A 17,000-nucleotide genomic window follows, 5' to 3' on the forward strand; every position below is an offset into this window, starting at 1 on the left:
GAAGGATCGGGCGTGGCGCTACGGTATGGGGTCCTTGACTTCCGCTTGTGAGACCGCTTCGATCATTACGCTCTGGATGGGGGCATTCCGCTGCTCGGTGGATCTCAATGACCGGGCAATCACGGTGCGTCAGCGCATCAGGCGCCAGCCGACGAGGCTGACGAAGCCGGCGCGATCATGACCACGAGGCTACCCACGTCGATTGCCGGCTCGTCGCCGATCAGGATGTGGCCTCCGAACACCACCATGTTTGACCGCAGTCGGTCAATCCTGACATTGAGCGTCAGGACCGTGTCGTAGGGAATGGGCCGATGCAGCGTGACATCGCGCATCAATCCCACCAGCGCGTGAGTCGGCCCATCGCCCGTCTGGCCCAGATAGAACAGCGTGACACCGGCTTGCCCGAATGACTCGATGGCCAACGTCGCCGGATATGCCGCAGGCGGCTGGCGGCCAAGTATCGGCGACTCGCGGTTGACGACCTTTGTGGCCAGGATGTGTTCGCCCGGCCGATAGGTCGTCACGGTATCGAGCAACAGGAACGGATACCGATGCGGAAGCAGGCGCGCGATCTGCTGGTGCGTCAGCGCCGGCGCACTTGTGCCCACGGCCTGTACGGCTGGCGCCGTCGCATCGACGACTCCGCTACGGCACACGATGGTGGCCCGGACGCGCGCATCTCCGGCGACGCTGGCGATAGCCTCGCATGTCAGGGTGTCGCCGTCGCGTGTCTGGATCGTGACCTCCAGGGCGACCATGTCGCCGGGCACGACGACACCCAGATACTGCACGCGCTGAACAGCCGAGACGTGGACGGCTTGGCCGAGCGTGGTGCCGGCAAGGTCGGCGGCCATCGCCAACATGCGATCAAGCATGAGCGCGCCAGGGTACACCGGATTGCCCGGATAGTGGCCGAGCGCGAACAGGTCGCTGCCGCTGACGAAGAGGGTGTCGCGGCTGACAGGCATGGAATGGGGTGGGGGTTGCAATGCGGGCATACGAAGGGCACGGGCGTAGATCGCCGGATCGTAGTCCTCCTTGTTGAGGACGCTCTTGTGCTATCGCAAATCCTTCAGGATTGGGCGGGCGTTCATGGGGTGAAGGATGCCGATCCGCGACATTCGCGGAACCGTACCCATCGGAATTCCCGTTGCATCCTCCAGGCGCGGCGAGAACGCAGTGGCACATTGATCGCATCGTTACTAGTCAAACTACCCACGGAAGATCCGGACGATGCTTGCCAGGACTTTAATTGCCGCCATTGTCGCCAGTGTGTCTGGCGCGCTGTGCGCCATGACGGCCGACGCGCTGCAACGCGCTGACGACCTTTACCAGGCCAATTGCGCGGTCTCCAATACGTCAGTCGGGACGGCTACGTCGGGCCGGCCTTGCACAAGGACACCGACGGCGCAGCCGATACAGGTGCCGACTGTAATCGCCATACTCGATCAGTCGCGCAAGCACGGCCTGCTCGAGCCAGGGACATCCGTAATTCAGCAGCGCCTTGCGACGCGCGATGGCGTCTGCTAGCCATGGCGGGCATGCCATGAATCCGAGTCGCAAGCCTGGCCCGAGCACCTTCGAGAACGATCCGACGTAGACCACGCGCGCCGGATCGAGCGCCATGAGCGCCATGAGCGGCAGTGGCGGCGCGCTGTCGCAGGCGAAATCGCCGTCGTAATCGTCTTCGATCACACAGGCTCCGACGTGCGCGGCCCAATCCAGCAAGGCGCGGCGCCGGTCCATCGACATGGCGTAGCCGAGCGGATACTGGTGCGACGGCGTGGCGTACGCCAACTGCATCGGCGCGCGTGGTAGTGCGTGCGTACACAGCCCGTCCGCATCGATCGGTACGGCGAACCGCTCTGCGTGCCGGAGGTGGGGCAGATTCAGAAGCCCGCACAGCCAGGTGATTCCACCACAACGTGGTCACCGTGATGGACCAGATGCGCGGCAAGCAGGTGCAGTGCCTTCTGGACGCCGGCGACGATCTGCGTCGGATCGACCGCCAGCGCGCGGGTTGCGGCGAGATAATCGGCAATCTGCATGCGCAGGCCCAGAGGCCCTCTGCCGATGGGTATTCGCTGATCGCGTGCCGCATCTGGCGCAGCAGCAGGTTCGACAGCATGGCCCAGCGGCGGGCGGGGATATGCCGGCACGTGCCTGCGACGATTTCGATGGTCGTGGCGGCGCCTCTGGCTTGACCGTCGTTGCCGGGGAAGGGGCCGGCAACGACGACGCGCGGGGAATCGCTCCCGCCACAGGAAACCGCGTCCCGGCTCGCCCCGCAGCAGGCCGGCATCCGTTAGGCCCTCATAGGCGCCCACCACCGTGTTGCGCGAGACGCGCAACATGGCAACCAGGCAGGCGATGGACGGAAGCCGGTCATTCGGCTGAAGACTGCCGGACAGGATCATGTGTTCCACCTGCCGCATGATCTGCTGCTTGTACGGTTCCGACCCGTCGCGCAGGATCTCGATCGGCAGGGAAAAGGAATGGCGCTACATGTCGCTGTGTTAGGGACCTCGCCTGTGATGCTATGACCGGTGTGCTGCGGGGTGCTTGTGCTGGCGCAAGACTGTCGGCGGCGCGGCCGATTCCCCCGTGTCGATTGGCGTCAGTGCCACACCGTTGCAGACACATTCGGTCCGACGCGGCATGGAGTGGTATGGTTACGCCTTTCCCGGCTTTCCGATCTACTGCTGTCCCATGTCGCGCGCCCTGGCGATCCTCAAAGAAGTCTTCGGCTACCACGCATTCCGTGGCACGCAAGCCGAGATCATCGACCATGTGGCGGATGGTGGCGATTGCCTGGTGCTGATGCCCACGGGCGGTGGCAAGTCGCTCTGCTATCAGATTCCGGCGTTGCTGCGCCAGCAGGCTGGCCTGGGCGTGGGCGTTGTGGTGTCGCCGCTGATCGCGCTGATGCAGGACCAAGTGGCGGCGTTGACCGAAGCCGGCGTCCGCGCGGCGGTGCTGAACTCCACATTGAGCAGCAGTGAGGCCTCGGCGGTCGAGCGCGACCTCCTGGCCGGTCGGGTGGACGTGCTCTATGTGGCGCCGGAGCGGCTGATGACGCCGCGCTTTCTGGATCTGCTGGATCGCACGCGCGTTGGTTTGTTCGCCATCGACGAGGCCCATTGCGTATCGCAGTGGGGCCACGACTTCCGGCCGGAATATATCCAGTTGTCGGTGCTGCATGAGCGCTTCCCGAATGTGCCGCGCATTGCGCTGACGGCCACGGCCGATGCGCTGACGCGCAACGAGATCATCGAGCGGCTGGCGCTCGATGATGCGCGGGTCTTCATTTCCAGCTTCGATCGTCCCAATATCCGCTACCGCATCGTCGAGAAGGACAACGCGCGGCAGCAACTGCTGGCCTTCATCAAGGCCGAGCATATGAATGGCGACGGCGGGCACGACAGCGGCATCGTCTATTGCCTGTCGCGCAAGAAGGTCGAAGATACTGCGCAATGGCTGACAAGCCACGGCATCAACGCGCTGGGCTACCACGCCGGCATGGACGCGCAGGTGCGGCAGCATCACCAGGCACGCTTCCGCGAGGAAGAGGGCATCGTGATGGTGGCCACCATTGCGTTCGGCATGGGCATCGACAAGCCCGATGTGCGGTTTGTGGCGCACCTGGACCTGCCCAAGAGCATGGAAGGCTATTACCAGGAAACCGGTCGAGCTGGCCGCGATGGGCTGCCGGCCAATGCCTGGATGGCGTATGGGCTTGGCGACGTCGTGCAGCAGAAACGCATGATCGACGAGTCCGAAGCCGACGAGGCGCACAAGCGCGTGTCATCGTCCAAGCTCGACGCGCTGTTGGGCCTGTGCGAAACGGCAGGCTGCCGGCGCGTGCGGATCCTGGCCTATTTCGAGGAATCGGCGGGCCCGTGCGGCAACTGCGATACGTGCCTGGAGCCGCCTGCCACCTGGGACGGCACCCGAGAAGCGCAAATGGCGCTGTCGTGCGTGTACCGCACGGCGCAGGCCAGCCGCGTGCATTTCGGCTCGACCCACCTGATCGACGTGCTGCGCGGCAATGCCAGCGAGAAGATCCGACAGTGGAGCCACGACAAGGTGTCGACCTTCGGCATCGGCAAGGACCTGTCGGTTGCGGAATGGCATGCCATCTTCCGACAGCTGATTGCCCATGGCCTGCTGGTGATCGACCACGGCGGCCACGGCGCCCTGCTGCTTGGTGATCCGGCGCGGGCGGTGCTCAAGGGCGAGCAGTCGGTCACGCTGCGCCGGCAGGTCAGCAAGCCGGGCAAGTCCGGCGAGCGGGCGGGGCGCGGCGGGCCGCGGACCGATCACACGGCCACGATGGATGCCGATACGCTGTCCAACTGGGAGGCGCTGCGGGCCTGGCGCACGAGCACCGCCAAGTCGCACGGCGTGCCAGCGTACGTCATCTTCCACGACGCCACGCTGGCCGAGCTTGCGCGCAGCGCGCCGGCCTCGCTCGACGAACTGGCTGAAGTGCCCGGAATTGGTGCATCCAAGCTTGAGCGCTACGGCGAGGAAATCCTGGAAGCCCTGCGCGAGGTCTGATCGTCCAGGGAGGTCCGGGCCACATAGGTATACGTCGCGTATACCCCTTGACCGTTGCCAACGCCGCTGCTAGAGTGCCAGATTCGAGTTTTTGGCTTTGGATTTCGCACGTCCCTCGGAATTGTGCCCTCAGCGGCGCAACCAGGCAGACGGCAGCGGGATCCGGGCGAGCTCGCGCTCTTTGGCAAGTCTGTCACTTCACAGCCCTTCCTTCAGAGCGTCCGCTCACCTTTCCCGTCCAAAACCCGTAGTTGCCCCTTGGTCAGAGCCTGACGAAGGGGTGTTTTTGTAAAACCAAGCTGGATTGAACAATGCCAACTATCAACCAACTGGTTCGCAAGCCGCGCGTCTCTGAAGTCGTCAAGAGCAAGAGCCCGGCGCTTGAGAACTGCCCCCAGCGTCGCGGCGTGTGCACCCGTGTGTACACCACGACGCCGAAGAAGCCGAACTCGGCACTGCGTAAGGTCGCCAAGGTGCGCCTGACCAACGGTTTCGAAGTCATTTCGTATATCGGCGGCGAAGGCCACAACCTGCAGGAACACTCGGTCGTGCTGATCCGCGGCGGCCGTGTGAAGGATCTGCCGGGTGTGCGTTACCACATCGTCCGTGGTTCGCTGGATCTGCAAGGCGTGAAGGACCGTCGGCAGGCCCGTTCGAAGTACGGTGCGAAGCGTCCGAAGGCTGCCTAAGCTTCTACGCAAAGTAATATCCGACAGCCGTGACAGGACGTCATGGGGCTGTCACCAGGCGGCGGTACAACGGAGCGTTTTTTGTGCGCCGTGCCGTCGAGTAAGTGGTCACCCGGCGAATTTGCTCCAGTCAGCAGGACTGGCAAGCTAGTTGGTGGCCGGAGAGCGGAAATATTCAGACCGCCTCTCAACTGAATCTTAAGGAAAGAAGATGCCACGTCGTCGTGAAGTCCCCAAGCGGGACGTTTTGCCTGATCCGAAGTTCGGTAACGTTGAAGTTGCCAAGTTCATGAATGTGCTGATGCTGGACGGCAAGAAGTCGGTTGCCGAACGTATCGTGTACGGCGCGTTCGACCAGATCGAAAAGAAGGCAGGCAAGGCCCCCATCGAAGTGTTCTCCGTTGCCATCAACAACGTGAAGCCGGTGGTGGAAGTGAAGAGCCGTCGCGTGGGCGGCGCCAACTATCAGGTTCCGGTCGAAGTCCGTCCGTCGCGTCGTTTGGCATTGGCGATGCGTTGGCTGCGCGAGGCCGCGAAAAAACGCAGCGAGAAGTCGATGGCGCTGCGCCTGGCAGGTGAGCTGCTGGAGGCTGCAGAAGGTCGTGGTGGCGCAATGAAGAAGCGCGACGAAGTACACCGCATGGCCGAAGCCAACAAGGCGTTCTCGCACTTCCGCTTCTAAGGCGCGCGAAAAACGCTGTTGGTTGCCGGGCGGGCTGTGTTTTCACACATCTCGCCCGTTTGTGTTAAGGGCGCAGGTCATGAGATTTCTGCGCCTCATGGACGAATAGAGGATTAAAGTGGCTCGTAAGACTCCTATTGAGCGCTACCGTAACATCGGTATTTCGGCTCACATTGACGCGGGTAAAACCACCACGACCGAGCGGATCCTGTTCTACACCGGTGTGAACCACAAGATCGGTGAAGTGCATGATGGCGCGGCCACCATGGACTGGATGGAGCAGGAGCAGGAGCGTGGCATCACGATTACCTCCGCTGCTACCACCGCCTTCTGGAAGGGCATGGCGGGTAACTACCCCGAGCACCGCTTCAACATCATCGACACCCCGGGACACGTGGACTTCACCATCGAGGTGGAGCGTTCCATGCGCGTGCTGGATGGCGCCTGCATGGTCTACTGTGCAGTGGGTGGCGTGCAGCCGCAGTCGGAAACCGTCTGGCGTCAGGCCAACAAGTACGGCGTGCCGCGTCTGGCCTTCGTCAACAAGATGGACCGTACCGGCGCGAACTTCTTCAAGGTTTACGACCAGCTGAAGACCCGCCTGAAGGCCAATCCGGTGCCCGTCGTGGTGCCGATCGGCGCTGAAGACGGCTTCCAGGGCGTCGTCGATCTGCTGGAAATGAAGGCGATCATCTGGGACGAAGCCAGCCAGGGCGTGAAGTTCGAGTACCAGGACATCCCGGCCGAACTGCAAGCCGTTGCTGACGAATGGCGCGAGAAGATGGTCGAGTCCGCCGCCGAAGCCAGCGAAGAGCTGATGGAAAAGTACCTGGGCGGCGAAGAGCTGACCCGCGCAGAGATCGTCAAGGCGCTGCGTGACCGTACCATCGCCTGCGAAATCCAGCCGATGCTGTGCGGCACCGCGTTCAAGAACAAGGGCGTGCAGCGTATGCTGGACGCCGTGATCGACTTCCTGCCGTCGCCGGTCGACATTCCGCCGGTCACGGGCGTGGACGAAAGCGATGACGAGAAGAAGCTCGAGCGCAAGGCTGACGACAACGAGAAGTTCTCGGCGCTGGCGTTCAAGATCATGACCGACCCGTTCGTCGGCCAACTGATCTTCTTCCGCGTGTACTCGGGCAAGATCAATTCGGGCGACACCGTGTACAACCCGGTGAAGCAGAAGAAGGAGCGTCTGGGCCGTATTCTGCAGATGCACGCCAACCAGCGCGAAGAAATCAAGGAAGTGCTGGCCGGCGACATCGCCGCCGCGGTGGGCCTGAAGGACGCCACCACGGGCGATACGCTGTGCGATCCGGCTGCACCGATCGTGCTCGAGCGCATGATCTTCCCGGAGCCGGTGATCTCGCAGGCTGTCGAGCCGAAGACCAAGGCTGACCAGGAAAAGATGGGCATCGCCCTGAACCGCCTGGCCGCTGAAGATCCGTCGTTCCGCGTGCGTACCGATGAAGAATCGGGCCAGACCATCATTTCGGGCATGGGCGAGCTCCACCTGGAAATTCTGGTCGACCGCATGAAGCGCGAATTCGGCGTGGAAGCCAACATCGGCGCGCCGCAAGTGGCCTACCGCGAAACCATTCGCAAGAAGGCTGAGGACGTCGAAGGCAAGTTCGTCAAGCAGTCGGGCGGCCGCGGCCAGTACGGTCACGCCGTGATCACGCTGGAACCGCAAGAGCCGGGCAAGGGCTTCGAGTTCATCGACGCCATCAAGGGCGGTGTGATTCCTCGCGAATACATCCCGGCGGTCGAGAAGGGTATTGTCGACACGCTGCCGGCCGGTATCCTGGCGGGCTTCCCGGTGGTTGACGTGAAGGTCACGCTGACGTTCGGTTCGTACCACGATGTGGACTCGAACGAAAACGCGTTCCGCATGGCCGGCTCGATGGCTTTCAAGGAAGCCATGCGCAAGGCCAGCCCGGTTCTGCTCGAGCCGATGATGGCCGTGGAAGTGGAAACGCCGGAAGACTACACGGGTACCGTGATGGGCGACCTGTCGTCCCGCCGTGGCATCGTGCAGGGCATGGACGACATGATTGGCGGCGGCAAGATCATCAAGGCCGAAGTCCCGCTGTCGGAAATGTTCGGTTATTCGACGTCGCTGCGCTCGGCCACGCAAGGCCGCGCCACGTACACCATGGAATTCAAGCACTACGCAGAGGCGCCGAAGAACATCGCCGAAGCAGTGATGACGGCCAAGGGCAAGTAATTAAGTTTCGCCGCCATGCAGGACCTGCGTGGCGGCGCAAAGAATTGAATCTGACTGTATTCCATTAGGAGCTGAAACATGGCAAAGGAAAAGTTCGAGCGGACCAAGCCGCACGTGAACGTAGGTACGATTGGTCACGTTGACCACGGCAAGACGACGCTGACGGCAGCGATTGCCACGGTGCTGGCTGCGAAGTTCGGCGGCGCCGCCAAGAAGTACGACGAAATCGACGCAGCGCCGGAAGAAAAGGCACGCGGCATCACGATCAACACCGCACACGTGGAATACGAGACGGCCAACCGCCACTACGCCCACGTTGACTGCCCGGGCCACGCTGACTATGTGAAGAACATGATCACGGGCGCTGCGCAGATGGACGGCGCGATCCTGGTTTGCTCGGCCGCTGACGGCCCGATGCCGCAAACGCGCGAGCACATCCTGCTGGCCCGTCAGGTTGGCGTGCCGTACATCATCGTGTTCCTGAACAAGTGCGACATGGTGGACGACGCCGAGCTGCTGGAACTGGTGGAAATGGAAGTGCGCGAACTTCTGTCGAAGTACGACTTCCCGGGCGACGACACCCCGATCATCAAGGGTTCGGCCAAGCTGGCGCTGGAAGGCGACAAGGGCGAGCTGGGCGAAGTGGCGATCATGAACCTGGCCGACGCGCTGGATTCGTACATCCCGACGCCGGAGCGCGCTGTTGACGGTACGTTCCTGATGCCGGTGGAAGACGTGTTCTCGATCTCGGGTCGCGGTACCGTGGTGACGGGCCGTATCGAGCGTGGCGTGGTCAAGGTCGGTGAAGAAATCGAAATCGTGGGTATCCGCCCGACGGTGAAGACGACTTGCACGGGCGTGGAAATGTTCCGCAAGCTGCTGGACCAAGGTCAAGCTGGCGACAACGTGGGTCTGCTGCTGCGCGGCACGAAGCGCGAAGACGTGGAGCGTGGTCAAGTTCTGTGCAAGCCGGGCTCGATCAAGCCGCACACGCACTTCACGGGTGAGGTCTACATCCTGTCGAAGGACGAAGGCGGCCGTCACACGCCGTTCTTCAACAACTACCGCCCGCAGTTCTACTTCCGTACGACCGACGTGACTGGCTCGATCGAGCTGCCGCAGGACAAGGAAATGGTCATGCCGGGTGACAACGTGTCGATCACCGTCAAGCTGATCGCCCCGATCGCCATGGAAGAAGGCCTGCGCTTCGCAATCCGCGAAGGTGGCCGTACCGTCGGCGCCGGCGTTGTGGCAAAGATCCTCGACTAAGCAACCTTCCTGGGACATGCCTGCAGGCATGTCCCCTATAATCCGGGCTCACTGCCCATCGCTCTTTTAAGGAACAATCATGCAGAACCAGAAGATCCGTATCCGCCTGAAGGCTTTCGACTATCGCCTGATCGACCAGTCGGCCGCCGAAATCGTGGATACCGCCAAGCGTACCGGCGCGATCGTCAAGGGCCCGGTGCCCCTGCCGACCCGCATCCAGCGCTTCGACATCCTGCGTTCGCCGCACGTCAACAAGACCAGCCGCGATCAGTTCGAGATCCGCACGCACCAGCGTCTGATGGACATCGTCGACCCGACGGACAAGACCGTTGACGCGCTGATGAAGCTCGACCTGCCGGCCGGCGTGGACGTCGAGATCAAGGTGTAAATATGTTTCGGACCGCTCCGGCGGTCTGATGCAGCAAATAACGGCGAACTTCGGTTCGCCGTTTTTGTTTGGTGGGCCAGCGCCGTGCTGGCCCGTTCGCCTGCGGCCCTGCAGTCCCGTCAGCCCCGCCCACGTCGCCGCAACGTTTCCGCCGGGCACTCCCCAAACGCGCGCCGATACTCGGCGCTGAACCGTCCCAGGTGGGCAAAGCCCCAGCGCAACGCTGCGGCCGTGACCGACGAAAGCGTCGCGTCATTGAGCAGATCCTGCCGTACCCGTTCCAGCCTGACCGTGCGCAGATAGGCCATCGGGCTCAGGCCGCGATGTTCCCGAAATCCCGCATAGAGGCTGCGCAGGCTGACGCCAGCCATCTCCGCCAGCTGCGCCGGTGTCAGCGCCGCGTCGGCATGCGCGTGGATATATTCCTCGACCACCTTCACGTGCCGCGGCGCCAGGGGCTTGCCGTGCTGGCGCAGCGTGTCCGACAGGCTGTGCGGCTGGCAGGTCAGCAGCGTACCGATCACCAGTTGCTCAAGCTGGCAGGCCGTCAACGGATGGCTGGCCGCCTCGGGCGCGCGCGCCAGCGTTTCGGCCAGGTACTGGATCAGCGCGTGCCAGCCGGCGCCGCGCCAGGCCATGTCCAGTTGAAACCGCAGCGGCTGGTACGGCTTGTGGCCCAGGTACGCGCTGCAGACCCGCTCCAGCGCGCTGCGTTCGATGCGGACAATTAACTGGTCGTTGTCTGCGCTCCAGCGCATCCGTAGCGGCTCGCTCGGGGTCAACACCGAGGCGAGCCCGGCATCGGAAACGATGTGCTGTCCGCCGCAATGGATGTCGGCCTGGCCGGCCATCGGCATCTGCACCAGCAGGAAGTCGCCAAGTGGGCCGGGGTCGATGGTCACGTCGCCGCCGTAGGCCAGCCGGTTGAAAGACACGGCGCCGAGCGGCGCGTGATGCATGCGCGCGTGTAGCCTGCTGCCATGCAGGGTGAGTCGATGGGGTTTGAAGACGGCGCTGACCCGGGCGCGCGTGGTGTCCAGATCGTCGGAATCGAACACGAGTCGTGCGGGGTCGTGAAGCAGGGCACCTGCCAGCGGCGGCGCGGCCGGGGCAGTGGGGGGCAGCTGCAGCATGTCTCGCTCCTGGCGGGCCGGCCCGGGCACTGCCGCCGCCAGGGATTGGCCTCCCCGGCACCGCGTGCGCGCCACATGATTCCGGCGGCGGTTCTGCCAGCTGGCACGGTGCGCGGCGGCGGAATCGCTGCGCACCACTATAGCGGATTCGCCAGTCCCCCCGTCGCGCGGCTTGAACAGCGACACACTTTCCTGCACTAATCGGATAGTCGCTGCATCAGGCGGCTAGTTTGCTGCACTGCGGGTCTCCCATCATGAAGGCAAGGACGGAGGCGCGCAGCGGCCAAATCCACAGAATCCCACAGGAGCAAAAGGCATGGGCCAGACCATCCAGATCGAGACCCAGGACGGCAGTTTCAGCGGTTACCTCGCCACGCCGGCGGCCGGCAAGGGCCCCGGCATCGTGCTGTGCCAGGAGATTTTTGGCGTTAATGCCACGATGCGCCAGGTGGCGGATTACTACGCGGAGGAAGGCTATACCGTGCTGGTGCCGGACCTGTTCTGGCGCATCGAGCCCGGCATCGAACTGACCGACCGGGGCGATGACTTCCAGCGCGCACTCGGTCTGTACCAGCAATTCGACGAGGACAAGGGGGTGCAAGATGTCGGCGCCGCCCTCGTCGCGCTGCGCCAGCGCCCGGAGTGCGTGGGCCAGACCGGCGTGCTCGGTTTCTGTCTGGGCGGCAAGCTGGCCTACCTTGCGGCATGTCGGCTGCCCGATGTGGCTTGCGCGGTGGGGTACTACGGCGTGGGCATCGAGCATGCCCTAGCAGAAGCCGACAAGATTCGCGGCAGACTGGTGCTGCACGTGGCGGAGCGCGACGGTTTTTGTCCGCCCGAAGCCCAGGCTCGCATAGGGCAGGCGCTCGGCGGCCGCGCCAACGTCGAGCTGTACGTCTATCCCGGCATGGACCACGCGTTTGCACGGGCGGGCGGCGAGCACTTCGACAAGGCGTCGGCGCTGATGGCGCACCAGCGTTCCATCGCGGCACTGCGCGCCGAAATGGGCCCGCACTACGACTTCTCCGGGCTGTGGGACAAGCACTGCGAATACGAATTCGCCACGCGCGACGTCGATGCGACGATGGCCACCATGGTGCCCCAGCCCTACGTCAACCACATTCCGACCATGACCGGCGGGGTGGGCTATCGCGAGCTCAGGCGCTTCTACCAGCATCACTTCGTCCACGGCAATCCGCCCGATACCACGCTGATTCCGCTGTCGCGCACGATCGGCACCAGCCAGGTGGTGGACGAGATGCTGTTCTGCTTCACCCACACCTGCGAAATCGACTGGATGCTGCCCGGCGTGCCGCCGACGGGCAAGCGCGTGGAGGTGCCGCTGATCGCCATCGTCAAGTTCCGTGGCGACAAGCTCTATCACGAGCACATCTACTGGGACCAGGCCAGCGTGCTGGTGCAGGTCGGACTGCTGGATCCCAAGGGCTTGCCGGTGGCCGGCGTGGAAACCGCGCGCAAGCTGCTCGACGAGACGCTGCCGTCGAACACGCTGATGGCGCGCTGGGAGCAGAGCGAAGGCAAGTAGCCGCAAGTCGCATTGCGCGGCACCCCAGGGCGGCACGCCAGAGGCCGCCCGGCATCTCAACAGGAGACACCATCATGAAGGGCTTGCAGGACAAGGTTGCCGTCATATCTGGCGGGGCCACGCTGATCGGCGCGGGCGTCGCCCGTGCGTTTGTGGAAGCGGGCACGCGCGTGGCGATCCTCGACATCGATGCCGAGGGCGGCGAGCGCGTGGCCACCGCGCTGGGGCCCATGGCCATGTTCGTCCACGCCGATATCACGCAGGACGATCAGGTGGGCGGCGCGGTGGCGCAGGTGGCCAAGCGCTTCGGCCGGATCGATTTCCTGGTCAACCTGGCCTGCACCTATCTGGATGATGGCTTTCGCTCCGCGCGCGCAGACTGGCTGGCCGCGCTCGATGTGAATGTGGTCTCGGCGGTGATGCTCGCGCAGGCCGTGCATCCGCACATGGTGGCGCGCGGTGGCGGGGCGATTGTCAATTTCACGAGCATTTCGGCCCGCGTGGCGCAGACCGGGCGCTGGCTCTACCCGGTGTCGAAGGCGGCCATGGCGCAACTGACGCGCAGCATGGCGATGGATCTGGCGCCGGACCACATCCGCGTCAACGCCGTGTCGCCGGGATGGACGTGGTGCCGGCTGATGGACGAGGTCAGCGGCGGCAATCGCGCCCGCACCGACGCCGTGGCCGCGCCCTTCCACCTGCTGGGCCGCGTCGGCCAGCCCGACGAAGTGGCGCAGGTGGTGCTGTTCCTATGCTCCGATCACGCGAGCTTCGTGACTGGCGCCGATTACGCGGTGGACGGCGGATACGCCGCCATGGGCCCCGAGCAGAACGTGCCGGCCATCGGCAAGCTCGCCGGCTGAATCCCTTCCAACAGACACGGAGACAATCATGAGCCAACGCATTGCCATCGTCGGAGCCGGCCAGTCCGGATTGCAGATGGCCCTGGGGCTGCAGGCCAGGGGCTATCGGGTGACGCTGCTGTCGAACCGCACGCCGGACCAGATCCGCGCGGGCAAGGTGATGTCCAGCCAGTGCATGTTCGACCGCGCGCTGCAGACCGAGCGCGAACTGGGCCTGAACTGGTGGGATGACGGCTGTCCGCCGGTGGAGGGCATCGGGGTGGTCGTGCCGCATCCGGAGCAGCGCGGCGCGAAGGTCATCGACTGGGCCGCGCGGCTGGACCGTCCGGCGCAGGCCGTGGACCAGCGGCTGAAGATGCCGGCGTGGATGGAGGCATTTGTCGCGCGTGGCGGCGACCTGCGCATTGTCGATGTCGGCGTCGACGAACTGGAGGCACTGACACGCGAGCACGACCTGGTGCTACTGGCGGCCGGCAAGGGCGAGATCGTGAGCCGGTTCGCGCGCGATGCGTCGCGCAGCCCCTTCGCCACGCCCCAGCGCGCGCTGGCGCTGACGTACGTCACGGGCATGACGCCCCGCGCGCCGTTTTCGCGCGTCTGCTTCAATCTGATTCCCGGCGTGGGCGAGTACTTTGTATTTCCGGCGCTAACGCTGTCCGGGCCATGCGAGATCATGGTGTTCGAGGGCATCCCGGGGGGCCCGATGGATCGCTGGTCGGACGCCCGATCCCCCGAGGCGCATCTTGAAGAGAGCCTGCGAATCCTGCGTACCTATCTGCCCTGGGAGGCCGAGCGGTGCGAGCAAGTGGCGCTGACCGACGCCAATGGCATCCTTGCTGGCCGATTCGCCCCGACAGTGCGCAAGCCGGTCATGACGCTGCCCTCGGGACGGATGGTCTTCGGCATGGCCGATGCCGTGGTCGTCAACGATCCCATCACGGGCCAGGGCTCGAACAACGCCGCCAAATGCTGCAAGGTGTATCTCGACGCCATCGCCGCCCGCGGCGACCGCCCGTTCGATGCCGACTGGATGAACGCCACGTTCGACGCCTACTGGCAGTACGCGCAAGCCGTCGTGACTTGGACCAACTCGCTGCTGACGCCGCCACCGCCGCACATCCTCGGCCTGCTTGGGGCGGCGGGCCAGTCGCCGGTGCTGGCCGCGCGCATCGCCAACGGCTTTGACAATCCGCCGGACTACTTCCCGTGGTGGACCGATCCGGCGGCGTGCCAGCAGATGGTCGACCAGCAACTGGCCAGGGCAGCCTGAGATGGGCCCGGCGATCATGGAACGCACCGTCTCTCTGTCTGCTGCGCCCGATCCCCGCGCCTTGCGGCGGGTTTGCGGGCGCTTTGCCACCGGGGTGGCTATCATTGGCGCGTGCGGCGCGGAGGGCAGGGCGGTCGGCCTGACCATCAATTCGTTCGCATCGCTGTCGCTGGACCCGCCGCTGATCCTCTGGAGCCTGGCCAGGCATTCGCCAAACGCCGGGCTGTTCACGCCAGGCGGGGCCTTCGGCGTGAGCATCCTGCGCGCGGGCCATGGTGATCTGGCGCGCCGCTTTGCCACGCCCCAGCCAGACAAGTTCGCCGATGTCCCCCATTGGCGATGCCAGGCAGGCGTGCCCTATCTGAACGAGGCGCTTGCCACGCTGTCATGCCGCGTGCAGCGGGCCGACGTCCTCGGCGATCATCTGCTGATCGTCGGCGCCGTGGATGCGTTTTCCGCCTCCGAGGGCGATCCGCTGGTGTTCTACGGGGGCGATTTCGTCCGCGTGGCCGCCTGAAAAGCCAGCTTCGGCGGCCATCGCGCCGCCGCAAGTCGGCTTCGCGCCGCAATTTCGCCAAATTCTGTCGCGATACACACGGACACGCGCGGAATTCGGCAAACCATCTTGCCCTTTCCTTGGCACTGGGTTATATTGTAAGGCTACCCGTTTCTCCGGGTAGTGGGGGCCGTTTTGGTCAGCGCAATCCTTTTCGCGCAACCCGCAAATCGCACATCGTGTATCAATCAGCCCCGGCCAATCGCAGCTGGGAATGGAGCAAACCATGAGCCTTGGCCTTGTAGGTCGCAAGGTTGGCATGACCCGTATTTTCACGGACGACGGTGATTCGATTCCCGTTACCGTGGTCGAGGTCGGCGACAACCGCGTGACGCAAATCAAGACGGACGAGACCGACGGTTATACCGCGGTTCAAGTCACCTTCGGCAGCCGGCGCGCAAGCCGCGTCACCAAGCCGCTGGCGGGTCATCTCGCCAAAGCCGGCGTGGAAGCTGGCGAAATCATCAAAGAATTCCGCATCGATGCAGCCAAGGCTGCCGAACTGCAAGCTGGCGGTTCGCTGTCGGTCGACCTGTTCCAGGTTGGTCAGAAGATCGACGTGCAGGGCGTGAGCATCGGTAAGGGCTACGCCGGTACCATCAAGCGCTACCACTTCGCTTCGGGTCGTGCCACCCACGGTAACTCGCGTTCGCACAACGTGCCGGGTTCCATCGGTATGGCGCAGGATCCGGGTCGCGTGTTCCCGGGTAAGCGCATGACGGGTCACCTCGGTGATGTCACCCGCACGGTGCAAAACCTCGAGATCGCCAAGATCGACGCAGAGCGCAAGCTGCTGCTGGTCAAGGGCGCCATCCCCGGTTCCAAGGGCGGCAAGGTCATCGTGACCCCGGCCGTCAAGGCCAAAGCTTAAGGAGCGCATGTAATGGAACTCAAGCTCCTCCAGGACAACGGTCAAGTCGGCGCTGGCGTTGCAGCTTCGCCGGAAGTGTTCGGCCGTGACTACAACGAAGCTCTGGTTCACCAGATCGTCGTTGCCTATCAGGCGAACGCCCGTAGCGGTAACCGCAAGCAGAAGGACCGCGAAGAAGTTAAGCACACGACCAAGAAGCCGTGGCGCCAGAAGGGTACGGGCCGTGCTCGTGCCGGTATGTCGTCCTCGCCGCTTTGGCGTGGCGGTGGCCGTATCTTCCCGAATTCGCCGGAAGAGAACTTCAGCCAGAAGGTCAACAAGAAGATGTTCCGTGCCGGTATGCGCTCGATTTACTCGCAGCTCGCACGTGAAGGTCGTATCAACGTAGTGGACGGTTTCGCTGTCGACGCACCCAAGACCAAGCTGCTGGCCGATAAGTTCAAGGCCATGGGCCTGGACTCGGTGCTGATCATCACCGACAGCCTCGATGAAAACCTCTACCTGGCTTCGCGCAACCTGCCGAACGTGGCAGTCGTGGAGCCGCGTCATGCTGACCCGCTGTCGCTGGTGCACTACAAGAAGGTGCTCGTGACGAAGGCAGCTGTCGCGCAGATCGAGGAGTTGCTGAAATGACGCAAGTAGCCAAGAACGATCATCGTTTGATGCAGGTGCTGCTCGCGCCGGTGGTTTCCGAAAAGGCAACCCTGGTGGCCGACAAGAACGAACAGGTTGTGTTCGAAGTGGCTCGCGATGCCAACAAGGCAGAAGTGAAGGCCGCCGTCGAACTGCTGTTCAAGGTCGAGGTGCAGTCCGTTCAGATCCTGAACCAGAAGGGCAAGCAAAAGCGCTTTGGCCGCTTCATGGGCCGTCGCAACCACGTAAAGAAAGCTTACGTGTCGCTGAAGCCGGGTCAGGAAATCAATTTTGAAGCGGAGGCCAAGTAATC

At 63.8% G+C, this 17,000-nt stretch carries 17 protein-coding genes; 13 read left to right on the plus strand and 4 right to left on the minus strand.

Annotation, left to right across the window (positions count from 1 at the left end):
- Positions 1 to 137: 137 nt before the first annotated feature.
- From CYJ10_RS05035 to CYJ10_RS34570, 3 genes are all read right to left on the minus strand, one after another.
- Entirely contained in the window at positions 138 to 968 is an 831-nt protein-coding gene (locus CYJ10_RS05035; protein WP_101680464.1) for a 3-hydroxyacyl-ACP dehydratase FabZ family protein, read from the minus strand.
- Between the two features lie 391 nt (positions 969 to 1,359).
- Positions 1,360 to 1,803 carry an aminotransferase class I/II-fold pyridoxal phosphate-dependent enzyme gene (locus tag CYJ10_RS34565; RefSeq protein WP_257993088.1) on the minus strand — a complete coding sequence of 148 codons (444 nt, stop codon included), beginning with the start codon at positions 1,801 to 1,803 and terminating at the stop codon, positions 1,360 to 1,362.
- A gap of 86 nt (positions 1,804 to 1,889) precedes the next feature.
- Positions 1,890 to 2,435: a GntR family transcriptional regulator gene (locus CYJ10_RS34570; protein WP_257993089.1), complete on the minus strand. Its 546-nt coding sequence runs from the start codon at positions 2,433 to 2,435 to the stop codon at positions 1,890 to 1,892.
- 274 nt (positions 2,436 to 2,709) lie between these two features.
- Here CYJ10_RS34570 and recQ point away from each other — a divergent pair, with 274 nt between their 5' ends.
- From recQ to rpsJ, 6 genes are all read left to right on the plus strand, one after another.
- Entirely contained in the window at positions 2,710 to 4,560 is a 1,851-nt protein-coding gene (gene recQ, locus CYJ10_RS05045; protein ID WP_101681035.1) for a DNA helicase RecQ, read from the plus strand.
- A gap of 311 nt (positions 4,561 to 4,871) precedes the next feature.
- A complete protein-coding gene (rpsL, locus tag CYJ10_RS05050; protein ID WP_006162330.1) occupies positions 4,872 to 5,249 on the plus strand; it encodes a 30S ribosomal protein S12 in 378 nt (125 codons plus the stop codon).
- Between the two features lie 211 nt (positions 5,250 to 5,460).
- On the plus strand, positions 5,461 to 5,931 hold the full coding sequence (gene rpsG, locus CYJ10_RS05055) for a 30S ribosomal protein S7 (protein ID WP_012354147.1): 471 nt from the start codon (positions 5,461 to 5,463) through the stop codon (positions 5,929 to 5,931).
- A gap of 118 nt (positions 5,932 to 6,049) precedes the next feature.
- Entirely contained in the window at positions 6,050 to 8,158 is a 2,109-nt protein-coding gene (gene fusA, locus CYJ10_RS05060) for an elongation factor G (RefSeq protein WP_101680465.1), read from the plus strand.
- A gap of 78 nt (positions 8,159 to 8,236) precedes the next feature.
- On the plus strand, positions 8,237 to 9,427 hold the full coding sequence (gene tuf, locus CYJ10_RS05065) for an elongation factor Tu (protein WP_101680458.1): 1,191 nt from the start codon (positions 8,237 to 8,239) through the stop codon (positions 9,425 to 9,427).
- A gap of 79 nt (positions 9,428 to 9,506) precedes the next feature.
- Positions 9,507 to 9,815 carry a 30S ribosomal protein S10 gene (rpsJ, locus tag CYJ10_RS05070; RefSeq protein WP_006160488.1) on the plus strand — a complete coding sequence of 103 codons (309 nt, stop codon included), beginning with the start codon at positions 9,507 to 9,509 and terminating at the stop codon, positions 9,813 to 9,815.
- Between the two features lie 119 nt (positions 9,816 to 9,934).
- On the opposite strand, the gene CYJ10_RS05075 is transcribed toward rpsJ, so the two are convergent.
- Positions 9,935 to 10,948, minus strand: a complete 1,014-nt coding sequence (locus CYJ10_RS05075) for an AraC family transcriptional regulator (protein ID WP_101680466.1) — start codon at positions 10,946 to 10,948, stop codon at positions 9,935 to 9,937.
- A gap of 316 nt (positions 10,949 to 11,264) precedes the next feature.
- Between CYJ10_RS05075 and CYJ10_RS05080 the strand changes: the two genes are divergently transcribed.
- The 7 genes from CYJ10_RS05080 to rplW all read left to right on the plus strand — a co-directional run bounded on the left by CYJ10_RS05080 (position 11,265) and on the right by rplW (position 16,998).
- Entirely contained in the window at positions 11,265 to 12,494 is a 1,230-nt protein-coding gene (locus CYJ10_RS05080; RefSeq protein ID WP_101680467.1) for a dienelactone hydrolase family protein, read from the plus strand.
- A gap of 74 nt (positions 12,495 to 12,568) precedes the next feature.
- The gene (locus CYJ10_RS05085; RefSeq protein WP_101680468.1) at positions 12,569 to 13,357 is read left to right on the plus strand and encodes an SDR family oxidoreductase; all 789 of its coding nucleotides are present in this window, start codon (positions 12,569 to 12,571) and stop codon (positions 13,355 to 13,357) included.
- Positions 13,358 to 13,385: 28 nt separating this feature from the next.
- Entirely contained in the window at positions 13,386 to 14,627 is a 1,242-nt protein-coding gene (locus CYJ10_RS05090) for a styrene monooxygenase/indole monooxygenase family protein (RefSeq protein WP_101680469.1), read from the plus strand.
- Positions 14,628 to 14,643: 16 nt separating this feature from the next.
- Positions 14,644 to 15,144 (plus strand): flavin reductase family protein, encoded by a 501-nt coding sequence (locus CYJ10_RS05095; protein ID WP_101681036.1) that lies wholly within the window; start codon positions 14,644 to 14,646, stop codon positions 15,142 to 15,144.
- Between the two features lie 265 nt (positions 15,145 to 15,409).
- Positions 15,410 to 16,054, plus strand: a complete 645-nt coding sequence (gene rplC, locus CYJ10_RS05100; protein ID WP_101680470.1) for a 50S ribosomal protein L3 — start codon at positions 15,410 to 15,412, stop codon at positions 16,052 to 16,054.
- A 12-nt stretch (positions 16,055 to 16,066) separates the two neighbouring features.
- Positions 16,067 to 16,687, plus strand: coding sequence for a 50S ribosomal protein L4 (gene rplD, locus CYJ10_RS05105; RefSeq protein WP_066731257.1), 621 nt, complete (start codon positions 16,067 to 16,069; stop codon positions 16,685 to 16,687).
- Positions 16,684 to 16,998, plus strand: a complete 315-nt coding sequence (gene rplW, locus CYJ10_RS05110) for a 50S ribosomal protein L23 (RefSeq protein WP_006576245.1) — start codon at positions 16,684 to 16,686, stop codon at positions 16,996 to 16,998. The genes rplD and rplW overlap by 4 nt, the downstream gene beginning before the upstream one ends.
- Positions 16,999 to 17,000: the final 2 nt, after the last annotated feature.

It is taken from the genome of Cupriavidus pauculus, assembly GCF_002858765.1.
Taxonomy (GTDB): domain Bacteria; phylum Pseudomonadota; class Gammaproteobacteria; order Burkholderiales; family Burkholderiaceae; genus Cupriavidus; species Cupriavidus pauculus_B.